The sequence below is a fragment of the Bordetella genomosp. 5 genome (assembly GCF_002261475.1).
Lineage (GTDB): Bacteria > Pseudomonadota > Gammaproteobacteria > Burkholderiales > Burkholderiaceae_B > Bordetella.
On sequence record NZ_NEVN01000004.1, the window covers coordinates 257,622 to 272,095 of the forward strand.

Annotated in this window: 18 protein-coding genes and 1 tRNA gene; 14 read left to right on the forward strand and 5 right to left on the reverse strand. The window is 65.6% G+C overall.

Going from position 1 to position 14,474, the window contains the following annotated elements:
* Positions 1 to 23: 23 nt before the first annotated feature.
* From CEK29_RS07615 to CEK29_RS07625, 3 genes are all read left to right on the forward strand, one after another.
* Complete coding sequence (locus CEK29_RS07615; RefSeq protein WP_094857739.1) at positions 24 to 674, forward strand: phosphoribosylanthranilate isomerase; 651 nt, start codon at positions 24 to 26, stop codon at positions 672 to 674.
* Between the two features lie 181 nt (positions 675 to 855).
* Positions 856 to 932, forward strand: a tRNA-Val gene (locus tag CEK29_RS07620).
* 293 nt (positions 933 to 1,225) lie between these two features.
* Positions 1,226 to 1,705, forward strand: a complete 480-nt coding sequence (locus CEK29_RS07625; RefSeq protein ID WP_094857740.1) for a carboxymuconolactone decarboxylase family protein — start codon at positions 1,226 to 1,228, stop codon at positions 1,703 to 1,705.
* 57 nt (positions 1,706 to 1,762) lie between these two features.
* Here CEK29_RS07625 and CEK29_RS07630 read toward each other — a convergent pair whose 3' ends face one another.
* Positions 1,763 to 2,056, reverse strand: coding sequence for a hypothetical protein (locus tag CEK29_RS07630; protein WP_094798985.1), 294 nt, complete (start codon positions 2,054 to 2,056; stop codon positions 1,763 to 1,765).
* Between the two features lie 44 nt (positions 2,057 to 2,100).
* A complete protein-coding gene (locus CEK29_RS07635) occupies positions 2,101 to 2,778 on the reverse strand; it encodes an SOS response-associated peptidase (RefSeq protein WP_094857741.1) in 678 nt (225 codons plus the stop codon).
* Positions 2,779 to 2,953: 175 nt separating this feature from the next.
* Here CEK29_RS07635 and CEK29_RS07640 point away from each other — a divergent pair, with 175 nt between their 5' ends.
* From CEK29_RS07640 to CEK29_RS07655, 3 genes are all read left to right on the forward strand, one after another.
* Positions 2,954 to 3,334 carry a YkvA family protein gene (locus CEK29_RS07640; RefSeq protein ID WP_094857742.1) on the forward strand — a complete coding sequence of 127 codons (381 nt, stop codon included), beginning with the start codon at positions 2,954 to 2,956 and terminating at the stop codon, positions 3,332 to 3,334.
* Between the two features lie 148 nt (positions 3,335 to 3,482).
* On the forward strand, positions 3,483 to 4,574 hold the full coding sequence (locus tag CEK29_RS07645; protein ID WP_094857743.1) for an L-dopachrome tautomerase-related protein: 1,092 nt from the start codon (positions 3,483 to 3,485) through the stop codon (positions 4,572 to 4,574).
* Between the two features lie 669 nt (positions 4,575 to 5,243).
* A complete protein-coding gene (locus CEK29_RS07655) occupies positions 5,244 to 5,891 on the forward strand; it encodes a DapH/DapD/GlmU-related protein (RefSeq protein ID WP_094799443.1) in 648 nt (215 codons plus the stop codon).
* 4 nt (positions 5,892 to 5,895) lie between these two features.
* Here the strand turns inward: CEK29_RS07655 and CEK29_RS07660 are convergent, their stop codons facing one another.
* Positions 5,896 to 7,374 carry a SulP family inorganic anion transporter gene (locus CEK29_RS07660; protein ID WP_094857744.1) on the reverse strand — a complete coding sequence of 493 codons (1,479 nt, stop codon included), beginning with the start codon at positions 7,372 to 7,374 and terminating at the stop codon, positions 5,896 to 5,898.
* A 342-nt stretch (positions 7,375 to 7,716) separates the two neighbouring features.
* On the opposite strand from CEK29_RS07660, the gene CEK29_RS07665 reads away from it, so the two are divergent.
* From CEK29_RS07665 to CEK29_RS07675, 4 genes are all read left to right on the forward strand, one after another.
* Positions 7,717 to 7,950, forward strand: coding sequence for a ParD-like family protein (locus CEK29_RS07665; RefSeq protein ID WP_094798991.1), 234 nt, complete (start codon positions 7,717 to 7,719; stop codon positions 7,948 to 7,950).
* Positions 7,950 to 8,741, forward strand: coding sequence for a type I methionyl aminopeptidase (map, locus tag CEK29_RS07670; RefSeq protein ID WP_094857745.1), 792 nt, complete (start codon positions 7,950 to 7,952; stop codon positions 8,739 to 8,741). The genes CEK29_RS07665 and map overlap by 1 nt, the downstream gene beginning before the upstream one ends.
* A gap of 156 nt (positions 8,742 to 8,897) precedes the next feature.
* Positions 8,898 to 9,044: a hypothetical protein gene (locus CEK29_RS23840; protein ID WP_217903865.1), complete on the forward strand. Its 147-nt coding sequence runs from the start codon at positions 8,898 to 8,900 to the stop codon at positions 9,042 to 9,044.
* Positions 9,045 to 9,104: 60 nt separating this feature from the next.
* Positions 9,105 to 9,668, forward strand: coding sequence for a M23 family metallopeptidase (locus CEK29_RS07675; RefSeq protein WP_094857746.1), 564 nt, complete (start codon positions 9,105 to 9,107; stop codon positions 9,666 to 9,668).
* 47 nt (positions 9,669 to 9,715) lie between these two features.
* On the opposite strand, the gene CEK29_RS07680 is transcribed toward CEK29_RS07675, so the two are convergent.
* A complete protein-coding gene (locus CEK29_RS07680) occupies positions 9,716 to 10,435 on the reverse strand; it encodes a GntR family transcriptional regulator (protein ID WP_094857747.1) in 720 nt (239 codons plus the stop codon).
* Positions 10,436 to 10,638: 203 nt separating this feature from the next.
* On the opposite strand from CEK29_RS07680, the gene CEK29_RS07685 reads away from it, so the two are divergent.
* From CEK29_RS07685 to CEK29_RS07700, 4 genes are all read left to right on the forward strand, one after another.
* Positions 10,639 to 11,442, forward strand: a complete 804-nt coding sequence (locus CEK29_RS07685; RefSeq protein ID WP_094857748.1) for a maleate cis-trans isomerase family protein — start codon at positions 10,639 to 10,641, stop codon at positions 11,440 to 11,442.
* Positions 11,443 to 11,467: 25 nt separating this feature from the next.
* Positions 11,468 to 12,469 carry a Bug family tripartite tricarboxylate transporter substrate binding protein gene (locus tag CEK29_RS07690; protein WP_094857749.1) on the forward strand — a complete coding sequence of 334 codons (1,002 nt, stop codon included), beginning with the start codon at positions 11,468 to 11,470 and terminating at the stop codon, positions 12,467 to 12,469.
* Between the two features lie 9 nt (positions 12,470 to 12,478).
* Entirely contained in the window at positions 12,479 to 13,567 is a 1,089-nt protein-coding gene (locus tag CEK29_RS07695) for a TRAP transporter substrate-binding protein (RefSeq protein WP_094857750.1), read from the forward strand.
* 65 nt (positions 13,568 to 13,632) lie between these two features.
* Positions 13,633 to 14,085 carry a DoxX family protein gene (locus CEK29_RS07700; RefSeq protein WP_094798998.1) on the forward strand — a complete coding sequence of 151 codons (453 nt, stop codon included), beginning with the start codon at positions 13,633 to 13,635 and terminating at the stop codon, positions 14,083 to 14,085.
* Between the two features lie 67 nt (positions 14,086 to 14,152).
* Here CEK29_RS07700 and CEK29_RS07705 read toward each other — a convergent pair whose 3' ends face one another.
* Positions 14,153 to 14,419, reverse strand: a complete 267-nt coding sequence (locus tag CEK29_RS07705; RefSeq protein WP_094798999.1) for a hypothetical protein — start codon at positions 14,417 to 14,419, stop codon at positions 14,153 to 14,155.
* Between the last annotated feature and the right edge of the window lie 55 nt (positions 14,420 to 14,474).

The following is a 14,474-nucleotide window of genomic DNA, read 5'->3' on the forward strand; positions in this document are numbered from 1 at the left end:
CATTTTTTGCCCTAACTGAAGCCATGCGTACTCGCGTCAAGATTTGTGGTCTCACCCGTGCTGCCGACATCGTTCAGGCGGCCAGCGCGGGTGCCGACGCGATCGGCTTCATCTTCTTTCCGCAGAGCAAACGGCATGTCACGCCGGCACTGGCGGCGCAACTGCGCCGCGAAGTGCCGGCGTTTGTCGATGTGGTGGCCCTGTTCGTCAATCCTCAGCCCGACGAGGTGAGGGTGGTGCTCGACGAGGTCGGTCCCGACCTGCTCCAGTTCCACGGCGACGAGTCGCACGAGTTCTGCGCGAGCTTCGATCACCGCTACATGCGCGCGTTTCGCGCGGGTGCGCCGAGCCTGGACACCGCGGCAGCGGTCGCCGCGCAGAGCGGTACCTTCCGTGACGCGGCCGCCTGGCTCTACGACAGCCATAGCGCGGGCTTCGGTGGCAGTGGCCATGGCTTCGACTACGGGCTGCTCGCTGGCGTGCAGGCCGACCCGCAAGCGCGGCCGCTGGTGCTGGCGGGCGGGCTCACCGCGGACAACGTGGGCGACGCGATCGCGGCCGTGCGGCCCTGGGCTGTCGACGTGAGCAGCGGCGTCGAGTCCGCGCCGGGCCAGAAGTCCGCCGACAAGGTCGAGGCATTCCTGCGCGCCGTGCGCCAGGCCGACGTCAAATAATTTGGGCGTCACGCCAAAAAAAAGTGCCATTGAGTTGCACGCTTTAAAAAACCTCTATATAATCTTTTTTCTTCGCTGCACGAACGCAAGCACACAGCAAAACAGCTGAGCCAAGCGGATCGACAGCAACCCCGGCAGTGATGCTGAAGGTTGATTCAGGGTGCGCCCTGAAGCGAATTGCAGGCGGTTAGCTCAGATGGTTAGAGCGCCACGTTGACATCGTGGAGGTCGTTGGTTCGATTCCAATACCGCCTACCAAATACCTGCAAGTGCTGCCAAGCACGGCAAAATGAAAAGCCCCTCAGTCATCGACTCAGGGGCTTTTTTGCGTTTGCCGCCCACGTAGTTTGCCGCCCACGTATACAGGTGTTGAGCACTTCAATTCGTCATGGCCTAGCCGAGATGTCCACTTTTGTACCTGGAAGCGGGCCGGTGTGAATCCCAGAATAACGATTGCCGTGAATGCCTACGCGTATTCACGCCGAACCGTTGCCGGAGGGCGCACTCGCAGCTCGCCGGTGGATTCGACTCTCAGAAAAGGAATTGAAGTCATGCAGCGCGCAAACTGGTTTGCGGTCTCGCCCGAAGGAGCCAAGGCCGTCGCGGCTCTTCATCACTACGTCACGACAAGCACAGGTCTGCCGGAACGCCTCGTTCACCTGGTCTTTCTGCGTGTGTCGCAAATCAACGGGTGTGCGCACTGCATCGATATCCACACGCGCGATCTGCTCAAAGCCGGGATGGACATCGAGACGATCGTGCTTATTCCGGTGTGGGAGGAGGTCGCTCACTTGTTCTCGGCGCAGGAGCTGTCGGCTCTGGCTTGGACAGAAGAGGTGACGCGAGTGTCCGAGACGCATGCTTCCGACCAGGCATATCGGGCTGCCGCCGAGGCCTTTTCCGAAAAGGAGCTGGTGGATCTCACGTTGACCATTGCGGCGATGAATGCGATCAATCGGATGGGCGTCAGCTTTCGAATGAGGCCGCGCGCCCGGCCTGGCCATCCCACGCGCGCGGACTCGCCAGCGTAGTCGCCTGTGGCCTGCCTGCGATTCGGTGCCACGTACCCGCGCAACGACGTCGGCACCTTAACGCGGCGCCATTCCTTTCCTGGGCTTGAAGGGCACGTCCAGGAGTTCGGCGGCGAGACGATCGCGTTCGATGATGCACGGCTCTGCCAGCAGCTTCTGGGCGAGCGCGTCGTAGTTGGGTGCGAGCACGCCGCTCGGGCGACGGAACTCCGGCCAGAGTTGATACGTGGAAAGCACCAGCGAACGCAGGCGCTTGACCTCCCAGAGCAAGGTCATGACGTCTGAGTTCCAGACCTGCCGCTCACGGATGGCGCGCAGTTCGTCGAGGGAAAGTGGGTGGCGAAATGGCATGGTGAAATACTGTATTTATGTACAGTATATCTTGGTCCATCCATCTATTCGCGTTCATTTTTTAGGGCCGGAGTCGCGACCAGGCGGTCCGCGGGGTAGCCGACCAGGAAGTCGCGCGCGTTCTGCGGCCCGGCCGCGAGCCAGTCGCCGTAAGCGCCTTCGGGCAGGATCACCACCATGCGTTTTTCCTTGCCAGGCCTGTGATATTCGCGAAACAGCGGGTGATCGCTCGCGTCGATCGTGAGCATCGTGTAGCTCTCCACCCACTCGCCGGCGGCATTACGGTAGCGGTCCCAGAGCCCGGCGATGCCCAGCGGATGGCCGTCGGCGCGCGTCATGCCGGTGGGCACCGCGTTGCCGCTGCGCCAGTCCGGCTCGTAGATCGCGTCCGCCGGCACGATGCAATGTTGACCACGCCGCCACGCATTGCCGAAGGTGAACGAGGTCGCGGCCGTCTCGCCGCGGGCATTGAAGGTCGACAGCTTTGCCGCGTTGTCCAGTTTGTCGGCTCTGACAGCCGCCGGGATCAGGCCCCAGCGTCCCATGACCGCCTCACGCGCCGGCACGGCCTCGTCGCCTGAAGACCACTCGTCCGGGCGCCGGATAAAAACTCCTGAATAGCGAGGCCACATGTCCCTTGGCCATTCGACCGGCGGGCGATGTGCGTCGAAATACTTGCGCAGTTGCTCCGCATGCTTGACGGCTTGGTAATGGCTGCACATACGGCGTCTCCGGCGTGAGCATGTTCCCGATGCTACGTCCGATCGAGCGGAAAGCAAACACCGCCTCTCGCATGGCGCCGGTGTCTTGGAGACAACCGGCCTTTGATGCATGATCCGAATGGGGCTCGGCAGGGCACGGCGCCGGGCCGGCCCATCCATCTCAGGACGCGTCGGCATGTGGAAACGAATTCGCCAATGGGCGCGCGAGCTCAAACGAGACGTCGTGGCGCTCTGGCTCGCCTCCCGGGATCCTCGCACGCCGTGGTTCGCCAAAGTGATGGCCCTGATCGTGGCCGGGTATGCGTTATCGCCCATTGATTTGATCCCCGACTTCATTCCGGTGCTGGGGCTCATCGACGATCTGTTGCTGGTGCCGCTCGGCATCTGGTTCACGATACGTCTGATACCCCCCGCCTTGCTGGCCGATCTGCGCGAGCGGGCGGCGGCGCGCACACGACGACCACGCAGCCTGGTCGCCGCGATCGCGATTCTGTTGCTGTGGTTGTTGGCCGCCTGGTGGTTCGCGGACTGGCTCTGGGCGCGGTACGGGCGCTGAAACAGGGGGGCCGCGCTGCCCACTGTCGGCTGTTTCGCCTCGATTTTCGTCCGGGCTTTGAATCTGTTTCCCGGCCTGGGTGCTCAATTTTTGCGCGGGTCCGCTGCAAGATGGCGTCACTTCATGCCACTTCAAAAGGACCGGCTTCATGAACCTCATCTCTTCCTATTCGGCTCGGCTGCAGCGCGTTGTGCTGACCGCGACCGCGGCGCTTATCGTGGGGTCTGCCCACGCTGCGTCGGGCCCGGCGCTCGAGGTGCTGGCCGAGCTTCCCATCCGGCCCGGCAATGCAGCCGCCGCCGATGGTAATCGCGTGTTCGCCACTGTGCACCCCTTCGACGGCCCCCGTGGCGTGCAGCTCATCGAGATCACGTCTCGCACGGGCTACAAGCCTTGGCCGAGCGCGGCCCTGCAGAATGATGGCAAGACCTTCGGCGACGACAAGATCGACTCGCCGCTGGGCATTTACGCCGATCGTCGCGGCGCCGTCTGGATCACGGATATGGGTTTCAACGTGGGCAAGACGCGCATCTGGGCGTTCGACGCCAAGACGGGCAAGCAACTGCACCGTATCGTGCTCGACGAGGCCATCGCGCCCAAGGGCAGCTTTCTGCAGGATCTGGTCGTGGACGACAAGAACGGCTGGGTCTATCTGGCCGACATCGCCAATCCCGGCCTCGTCGCGGTGGAGATCGCCACCGGCAAGAGTCGCCGGTTCGGCGGGCATGCGTCGCTCCAGGCCGATCCGAAGGCGGTGATGCGCATCAATGACCAGGACATCAACTTTGGCGGCAAGCCCGCCAGTGTCGCCGTCAATCCGCTGACCTTGTCAGCCGATGGCGAGACGCTCTACTTCGGTGCCATGAATGGTCTGGCGTGGTATTCGGTGCCCGCCAAGCTCTTCCGCGAGGGCGCGAACGACGCCGCGATCGGCCAGGCCATCGCCCGGGTGGGCGCCAAGCCCGTGTCGGATGGCGCGGCCACCGACGCGGCCGGCAATCACTACTTCACCAACGTCAATGACAAGGGTATCGATCGCCTGACGCCGCAGGGTCAGCTCGAACCTTACGTGCGCGACGCGCGCTTGGACTGGCCGGACAGTGTCCACTTCGGGGCCGATAACTGGATTTATATCTCGGTGAATCAGCTCTATCGCACGCAGCCCTTTACCGGCCAGCCGGACGCCGGCAAGCCGCCCTATCTGATCATGCGCATGCGCGCGGCACCGGCAAAGAAGTAAGTGGTGCGGCGGGCCGGATGGATTCGAGCCCGCCGATGCAGCGACCACGCGCCGCCTCGCGGCGTCTGTTCGGGGCGGGTGGCTGCGGGCACCGCTATGCGAGTCCACCAGCGCCGCTGCTGCGATTCCAACTGCGCCGCTACTGCGACTCCAACGGCGCCGCCTGGGCCAGCCCGCGCAGAGCTCAAATCCGGGCCCGAGCCCGATCCGAGCCCAAGCCCAAGCCTAGCGGCCGATCCGCCGCGTCTGCTGCTTGTTGAGCCGCCGCGCCTCTTCCTCGGCATAGGCTTCTTCGCCGGGCTCATAACTGCCCTCATGCATGCAACTGCTGCGATTCCAGGTGCATTCGCTGAGCAGGCGGTTCGACGTGCCGGAGCAGCCGGATACCACCACGACTAGACATATTGCGGAGGCCCAACGGCCAAGCGCTTGAATCGACATTGGTTCTGATCCCATCAAAGGTGCATGCCCCGTTATAGCAAGTGCGAGGCCCGACGCACCAATCCGCGACGCAATACCACCCGAGCGGCCCGCCGGATCGCATCTATCATCTAGACATATACATCTGCAATCAGGCGGTCATGCGGCGTGTCTAAGCTTCGGCGCGGTGCCTCATTCCGAGCGCCGCGCCGGCAAGGCCGGCGTCTTCCCGACCCTGTGGTGCGCACGATGTCCGAGTCTGCTCAATGCCTTCCCAAGATCGATGAAACCCGCATCAGTCCGCTGGCCCGCCTGCGCGAATGCCAGGTCGGGCGGCGCTGCGAGATTCTGCACGACACCGCGGTCGAGTACACCGCGCTGGGTGACTACTCGTATATCGGCGAGCGCTGCATGGTGGCCGACGCCCGTATCGGAAAATTCTGCGCCATCGCCGCGCAGGTTCGTATCGGCGCGCCAAATCATCCGATGGAGCGGCCGTCGCAGCATCGGTTCACCTATTGCCCCGAGTACTACTTCGACGACGCGCAGCGCGACGGCGAGTTCTTCGAGCAGCGGCGTTCGGATCTCGTCGTGATCGGCAACGACGTCTGGATCGGCCATGGGGCGATCGTGCTGCCGGGCGTGACGGTGGGGGATGGCGCGGTCCTGGCGGCGGGCGCGGTGGTGAGCCGCGACGTCGCGCCATACACCGTAGTGGGCGGCATCCCGGCCCGGATGATCCGCGAGCGCTTCGATCGCGCGACGGCCCTGCGCCTGCAGGCCATCGCCTGGTGGGACTGGCCCGACGCGCTGTTGCAGGCGCGTCTGGCCGAGTTCCAGCAGGGCGATGTCATGGCGTTCTGCGACCGCTGGGATACGGCCGCGCTAGTGCGCTAGTGCGCTAGTGCGAAAGAGGATCGGCGGCGACCTGCTTGTCGTGCCGGCCGTACTTTTGCACCAGCGTGGCGCTGGCCTCGTTCAGCCCCAGCACCACGGGCTCGATCCCGTTACGCCGGAATTTTTCCACGATGCGGTCGAGCGCTTCGATGGCCGTGATGTCCCAGAAGTGGGCTTGCGTCAGGTCGAGCTCGACGCGCTGCACCGACTCCTTGAAATCGAATTCCGCCAGCAGGGCTTCCGACGACGCGAAGAATACCTGGCCGCGAACCTGGTAGCGGCGCGTGCTCTGGGCTTCGTCCCGGACGCTGTCCACGTTCAACACGCGCTGCACCTTGCTGGCGAAGAACACCGCGCTCAGCACCACACCCGCCAGGACGCCCCACGCCAGGTTGTGCGTGACCACGACCACCACGACTGTGGTGAGCATCACGAACGAAGAGCTGCGCGGATGCGTGACCAGCTGTGCCATCGAGCGCCAGTTGAAGGTGCTGATCGACACCATGATCATCACGGCCACCAGCGCCGCCATCGGAATCTGCTTGACCCAGGGGCCGAGGAACACCACGAACACGATAAGGAACAGGCCGGCGACGAGGCTCGACAGACGTCCGCGGCCACCCGACTTCACGTTGATGACGGATTGCCCGATCATCGCGCAGCCGGGCATGCCACCAACCAGGCCCGCCACCATGTTGGCCAGCCCCTGGCCGCGGCACTCGCGATTCTTGTCGCTCGCGGTATCGGTGTAGTCATCGATGATGGATGCGGTCATCAGCGATTCCAGCAGGCCCACGACGGCGATCGCGATCGCGTAGGGCAGGATGATCTGCAACGTTTCCCACGTCAGCGGGACGCCCGGCAAGGCGAGTGTGGGCAATGACTCCGGGAAGGCGCCCATGTCGCCGACCGTGCGCACGCTCAAGCCCATGGCCATCGAGATCGCGGTCAACACCACGATGCACACCAGCGGCGAAGGCACGGCGCGCGTGATACGCGGCAGCAGATAGATGATGGCCAGGCCGGCGGCCACCATGACGTACACCGCCGGGGGCGCGCCGATGAGTTCGGGCATCTGCGCCAGAAAGATCAGGATGGCGAGCGCGTTGACGAAGCCCGTGATCACCGAGCGCGACACGAAGCGCATCAGATTGCCCAGGCGCAGCAGGCCCGCTGCGACCTGCAGCACGCCGGCCAGGATGGCGGCGGCGAACACATACTGCACGCCGTGATCCTTCACCAGCGTGGTGATAAGCAGGGCGACCGCGCCGGTCGCGGCGGAAATCATGCCGGGGCGGCCGCCGGCGATGGCCGTCACGACGGCGATGCTGAAGGCGGCATAAAGGCCGACCTGCGGGTCCACGCCGGCAATGAGCGAGAACGCCAGCGCTTCAGGAATGAGCGCGAGCGCCACGACGAGTCCGGCAAGCAGATCGGCGCGCACGTTGGGAAACCACTGTTGGCGCAAGGAAGAATGAATCATGTGACGTGAATGAAGTCATCGCGGCGGACCGCCGCAGGGATACGTACGAAGCCGGAAAGACGCTCGCGCTCGCCGGCCTGGGGGCGGCGGCGTGACAGGGGAGGGGAATGCACCCTGGAAAGACGCGCAGCAATGCACTGCGCGCCGTGGCGTCGGCCGACCTCGGAAGAAGGGGTGCCCGGGAGCGGGCAGGGAGGTCGGATCGAACGCTTACATGGGTCGCGGCTGGTGGCTTGAATGGGGCAGGGCGGATTCTACGCCATCGACTTGACGGCCCGCTTGCAGTCGCGCCGGCGGGGATGCGTGCTAATATACGTTTCGTTATAAAACGTATATTGCATCATGGGCATCGTCAAAGTTTCCGAAGAAATGCACAGCGCCTTGCGCGACGCGAGCGACGCGCTGTCGCGGTCCGTCAATGGTCAGGCCGAGCACTGGTTGCGCGTCGGCATGCTCGCCGAGCTCAATCCGCATCTGAGCTACGGCGAGATCTGCAAGCTGCTGCTCAAGGGCCGGCTGCCGCAAGATGCCATCGGCATCGACACGACACAACCCATGCTCGCCAAGGTGTCGTGATGGCGCCCAAGCATATTCCCCTCCTCACCGCGGCTGAGGCCGATCAGGCGCGCGTCGCCGCCAAGCTGGCCGCCGACGTGCTCGCCATGATCGCCGAGCACGTGCGCCCGGGCGTCACCACCGACGAGCTGGATCGCATTTGCCACGATTACATCGTGCAGCACCAGAAGGCGACCCCCGCCAATGTCGGCTATCACGGCTTTCCCAAGACGGTCTGCGCCTCGGTGAATCACGTGATCTGCCACGGGATACCTTCCGACAAGGTGCTCATGCGCGGCGACATCATCAATCTCGACGTCGCGGTCATCAAAGACGGCTGGTACGGCGACTGCAGCCGCATGTACTTCGTGGGCGAGCCCAGCACGCTTGCGCGCCGCCTGGTGCGCACCACCTATGACGCCATGTGCGCCGGCATCCGCGCGGTCAAGCCGGGCGCCACGCTCGGCGATATCGGCAGCGCGATCCAGAACGTCGCCGAGAACGCGGGCTACAGCGTGGTGCGCGAGTACTGCGGCCATGGCATCGGCCAGATCTATCACGGCGACCCGCAGGTGCTGCATTACGGCCGCCCCGGCGCCGGGCTGCGTCTCGAGGCCGGCATGCTGTTCACGATCGAGCCCATGATCAACGCGGGCCGCCGTCAGACGCGCCAACTGGCCGACGGTTGGACCGTCGTGACCAAAGACCGCTCGCTGTCCGCGCAATGGGAGCACATGGTGCTGGTCACGCCCGAGGGCTACGAAGTCCTCACCGGCTGGCCCGACGGCTTCGGCGACTACGCCCCGATCTGAAGCGGTGAGCGCGCACCTCGCCGGCCGCACCTCGCCGGTCGCACCTCGCCGGCCGCACCTAGCCGGCCGCACCCGCCTTTCAGGTGCCGGCGGCCCGCGCGCCGGCGTTTCACGTATCCTTGCCCGATGAGACTGCGCCCGATTTTCGGTATCTGCGTGACGCTCGCCCTGTTCGTGGGCGGCTTGCGGGCCATGGGCGCGGCCTGGTCGCTGGTGGTGCTGCTCGTCATCATGGTGGCCGTGCTCACGGCGGTGCTCAACCGCCTCTACCGCGGCATGTACGACGAAGACGACGATTTCTGAGGTCGTGCGCCGTCCGATCCGGTCCGCGGAACCCTCGCGCGTTCTGCCCCTCCAACCTTGATGGACAACATCACCCTGGCAGGATCCCTGCGACGTGCGGTATTGCGAATCGGCGTCTGGAGCCTCATTGTCGCGGGCGCCGTCTGGGCCTGGCCGCGTCTGCCGGATGCGGCGCGGGCGCCCTGGCACATGCTGCGTCTGTCATGGCAGGACGCGCCCACGGCCGTGGCCATGCCGGTGCAGGGTGTGACGCCCGCCCGCCTCGCCGATACCTGGGGCGCGGCGCGCTCCGGCGGCCGCCGGCACGAGGGCATCGACATATTCGCTCCCCGCGGCACCCCGGTGCTGTCGGCCACCGAAGGCATCGTGAGCCGGATCGGCACCAACAATCTGGGCGGACAGGTGGTCTGGGTGTTGGGGCCGGGCGGCCAGCGGCATTACTACGCCCACCTCGACGACTACGCCGACATCAGTCACGGCCAGCTGGTGCAGACCGGTGATGTGCTGGGCTTCGTCGGCAACACGGGCAATGCCCGCGGCACGCCACCCCATCTGCATTACGGCATCTATGGCAAGGGCGGCGCCATGAACCCCTATCCCTTGCTGAAAGCCGGCGCGCGCTGACGCGGCTTGCCGGCGCCACCCCGGAACGCTCTCACCCCTGACGGAAATCAGCTCGCCCCGCGCGCGTCGGGCAGCGCGGCGTCCTTGCGGCGCCTGTTGCGGCGTCGCGGGGGCGGCACGTCGGCCTGCGCTCTCAGCGCCGCGAGAATGGCTTCGCACTTGTGCTTCAGATGCGTCTTGAGAATGCCGGAAAGCGAGGCGGCGTCGCGGCGGGCCAGCGCGTTGAGCATCCCCTCGTGTTCCGCCATCGCCCGTTGCCAGATGTCTTCGGTCATGGGGGATGAGAAGCGAATGCGCCGGATGCGGGCGTTGACCATGCCGTATTGCGCCACCAGCACGGGATTGCGCGTGGCGTGGATCAGCGCTTCGTGAATGCTTCGATTGGCCTCGTAGTACCGGACGCTGTCCCGGACATCGAAAGCGCGCCGCATCGCCGCGTGCTGCGCTGCGATCTGTTCGTACTCGGCCGTGGTGATGCGCGCTGCCGCCTGCTCGCCGGCGAGTGCTTCCAGCGCGCCCGCCACGGCGAACAGCCCCTCGACATCGTCCGGCGTCACGACCGCGACCCTGGCACCGCGATTGGGCAGAAGCTCGACATGGCCTTCCGCCGCCAGCACCTTCAGCGATTCACGCAGCGGCGTGCGCGATACGCCAAACCGCGCGCAAAGTGCGGCCTCTGGCACTTTGGTGCCTGGCGCGATTTCCCCTTGCACGAACACCTCACGCAGCTGTGCGAGCAGGGCAGTGTGGACGTATGCCTTGTTCATGCGGCGAGTATGCCGACGGTGAGCGCAAGACTGAATGCATAAACGGCTTAAGACGCGAGTTTCGAACTTGTTCTACGCGTTGAAGCGGCGACTTTGTTGGCCTTTCGATTGTTTGCCTCGGTGGTGAATTCGTAGAGTGAACGCATGCATTTTTCGCTCTTTTTGCCCGTTATTTCGGGCGCTTTCACCAACTGAGGACCATTATGAATGCAATCCAACAAGGCATCCTGGAGATCCCAGGGTCGACGCACGATCACCGGCACTACACCAACGCGCTCGGGCCGCGCGGCGTGATCGGCATCATGACGCCCGGGCCCAACGTCAACGTCGAAAACGAGATGATGGACATGCGGCCGCGCGGCGTGATCAACGCGGTCGATCGCTACTACGTGCCGAACCAGAAGATCAATCAGAACGAAGACTGGTCGATCATCATGCGCAACGTCGCGGCCAATCTCGACGACTCCGTCCGGCGTCTCAAGGAGGCGCTGATCGATCATCTCACGCTGGGCATGTCGTCGCAGAGTTACATGGGGGGCGAGAAGGGCAGCTTCGCCTTGCTCGAACACCTCGAGAAGCTCTCCGGGATGGCGGTCACCATGGGGGCGCAGTCCGCCGAGCAGGCTCTCAAGCTGTGCGGCGCGAAGAAGATAGCGCTGCTCACGCCGTACTACCCCGTCATCGAACAGAACGCCATCAGCTATTTCACGGCGCGTGGCTTCGAGGTCGTGCATGTCGAGGGCCTCAAGTGCGAAAGCATCATTCACGTCGCTTCGCAGACCTATGAGCAGCTGGCCGATGCCACCCTGCGTTGCGAGGCCGCGCGGCCCGACGCGATTCTTCAGCTGGGCACCAATCTGGCTTATGCCCGCGTCGCCAACGACGCCGAGAAGTGGTTGCGCAAGCCCGTCTTCGCCTCCGGGCCGGTGATCTATTGGTCGGCGCTGCGCAAGATGGGGATCAAGGACCAAATGCCCGGCTTCGGCAGCCTGATGGAATTCCACTGACCCGAGCGTCAGGGAGGAGACAACCATGAATACTCAACGACGCAGGATCGTCGGTGCGCTCGCGCTGGCCTTCGCACTCGCGCCCGTCGCCACAGCCGTGGCCGCCACAACGGTGGCCGCCACGACGTCATATCCGTCCCGTGCGATCACCATCCTGGTGGGCTTCGCGCCGGGCGGTGGCACGGATCTCATCGCGCGGCAGATCGTGGGCCGTATGGCAGAGCTGCTCAAGCAGCCCGTCGTGGTCGAGAACCGTGCGGGGGCTAGCGGCGCGATCGCTGCCGGCGCCGTGGCCAAGGCCAAGCCCGACGGCTACACGCTGCTGTTGGGGCACGTGAGCTCCAACGCCATGTTGCCCGCCGTCAACCCCGACGTCAGTTACGCGCCCGACAAGGATTTCCGCGCCATCACCCTGATCGGCAGCGTTCCTCAGGTCGTGGTGGTGCCCGCGCGCTCTCCGGCACGCACGCTCGCCGAATTCATCGCGCTCGCCAAAAGCCGGCCGGGCCAACTCAACTATGCCTCGTCCGGTCTGGGCACGCAGCAGCACTTTGCCGCCGAGCTGTTCCAGCAGGCAACCGGGACCCGCATGGTTCATGTGCCCTACAAGGGCAGTGGTGCGGCCCTGGCCGACCTGATGGCTGGCCTGGTCGACGTGAACTTCGACACGGTGCCCACGGTGCAGCAGCACATTCGCGCCGGCACGCTCAGGGCGCTTGCCGTCACGACGCGCGAGCGCGTCGCCGGCCTGCCCGATGTGCCCACCGTCATCGAATCCGGCGTGCCCGACTACGAGATCGGCGCCTGGTACATGCTGATGGGACCGGCGGCGCTGCCGCCCGATATCACCGCGACCCTCGCGAAGGCCGTCAACGAAACCATTCGCACGCCGGAGGTGGCGACCAAGCTGCTCGGGCTGGGCGTCGAAACCGCGGGTGGCACGCCGGAAGCCGCCCAGCGCTATCTCGACAGTGAAATCGCGCGCTGGAAGGCGCTCGCCATCGACAAGGGCCTGCGCGCCCGCTGAGGAATTTCCATGACTATCCAGCATCTTCCAAACCTGTCGCGGCTGCTGCACGGCCTGTTGGCGGGGGCGCTCCTCCTGGGCATGGGTGTCGCCCGCGCGCAGGCGCCCCAGGCGCCCGCGCCGATCTTGTGGCGCATGGCGACCTCCTGGCCCGTCGCCTTGCCGCTGCTGCACGAGACGGCGGCCGACTTCGCCCGGACCGTCGCGGCGGCATCGGGCAACCGGTTGCGTATCGAGCTGATTGATCCGGCCAAACATGGCAAACCCGCGGGCCTGCTTCAGGCCGTGCAAGCGGGCGAATTCGATCTGGCGCACACCACGGCGCAGTACTACGCGGCGCAGGTGCCCGCGATCGACTTCTTCACCGCCGTCCCGTTCGGGCTCACGCCGCTCGAGCAGGAAGGGTGGCTGCACGAGGGCGGGGGCCAGGCCTTGTTCGAATCCATTCTGGCACCGCGCGGCATCCTGCCTTTGACGGCGGGGCACACGGGCATCCAGATGGGCGGCTGGTTTGCCAAGGCCATTCGTTCGCCGCAAGACCTCAAGGGGGTGCGAGTCCGTGTGTCGGGCTTCCCGGGGCGCGTTCTCGCCCGTGTGGGCGCCGTGCCCGTCAACCTCCCGCTGGGCCAGATCATTCCGGCCTTCGCCGCTGGCCAGATCGACGCGGCGGACGTCGTGGGCCCGGCCATCGATGCGACGCTGCCGCTCAAGCAATATGCGCCGCACTACATCGCGCCGTGGCATGAGCCGGACGTCGCCATGCACGTCTTCATCGATCGCGCCAGGTTTCTGGCGCTGCCGCCCGACCTGCAGGTAATCGTGCGGCAGGCGGCGCAGGCGGCGGCACTGCGCTCGGCGGCACGTGCCAATGACCGCAACGCGGTGGCCCTGGGCCAGCTGGAGGCGGCCGGGATCCGCGTGAAGGCCTTCCCGGCGTCGGTGCTGAAGGCGCTGCGCGAGGCCACGCAGACCGAGCTCGACGCGTCCGCTCAGGCCGATCCGGAGGCTCGCCGCGTGATCGAGAGCTGGAAAGCCTACAAGGCCCGCGTCGCGCCCTACAGCCTCCAAGCCGACATGGCGGTTTTCAACGTGCGCTGATCGGCCACACCAAGCGCCGGCGGGCTTCCCGGCCCCCGGCCCACACCCCATTCAGCGAGGTTCTTATGCGTCGCTTATCGTTGGCCCCCTGGGGCATTCTGCTGCTGCGCCTGACCATCGGTGGTCTCTTCATCGCGCATCTCTATTGGAAGTTCTTCCTGTTGCCCGGCGGCGTCTCGCAATGGATCCAGTTGCTGCACAACAACGGCTATGGCCCGCCGGTCGCCTGGTATAGCCTGACCGCGGAGTTCGCGGGCGCGATTCTGATCACGGCCGGTATCGGCACCCGGCTCTTCAGCCTCTACGCCTTGCCTTTCATGATCGGCGCCGCGCACTTCTGGGCGGTGCGCAAAGGCTTCTTCTTCACCAATGCCGGCTCGGAGTTGCCGGTGGTGTGGGCGGTCCTGCTCGCCGCTCAGGCGCTGCTCGGCCCGGGGCGCTGGGCGCTGCAGAACGCCCTGTGGCCCGAAGGCACCCGGCGTGTGCCGGGCGGCGTGCATGAGGGGGGCATGGCCTGAGGCGTGTCCGGCCCGGGCTCCGGGCAGGGTGGGGGCGGCCGCACGCGTAGGTGGGCGGCCGCCGTCGTTATGCGCCGTCGTCGGAGGCGGGAGGCATCCGGCTGAACGCGCGGACCATGTGGGCGATGTGGTCGAACTCTTCGCGGGCAGCGCTGGCCCAGGCCGGGATTTCGAAGGGGCCGTCGGGCGGGGTGTCGTCGACATGCGTGCGCAGGTCTTCGATCAGCTCCAGCGCCATGGTGGTGGCCTGCTCATGGCCGCGGGTGGCCAGCGCGATGGCGACCGCAAGGGTTTGCCGCAAGGCCAGCAGGCGGCCGTCGAGTTCGTCGTTCATCGCAAGCTTCCGTTTCAAAACCCCATTTTACGGTTTCGCCGCGGCCGCGAGCCGT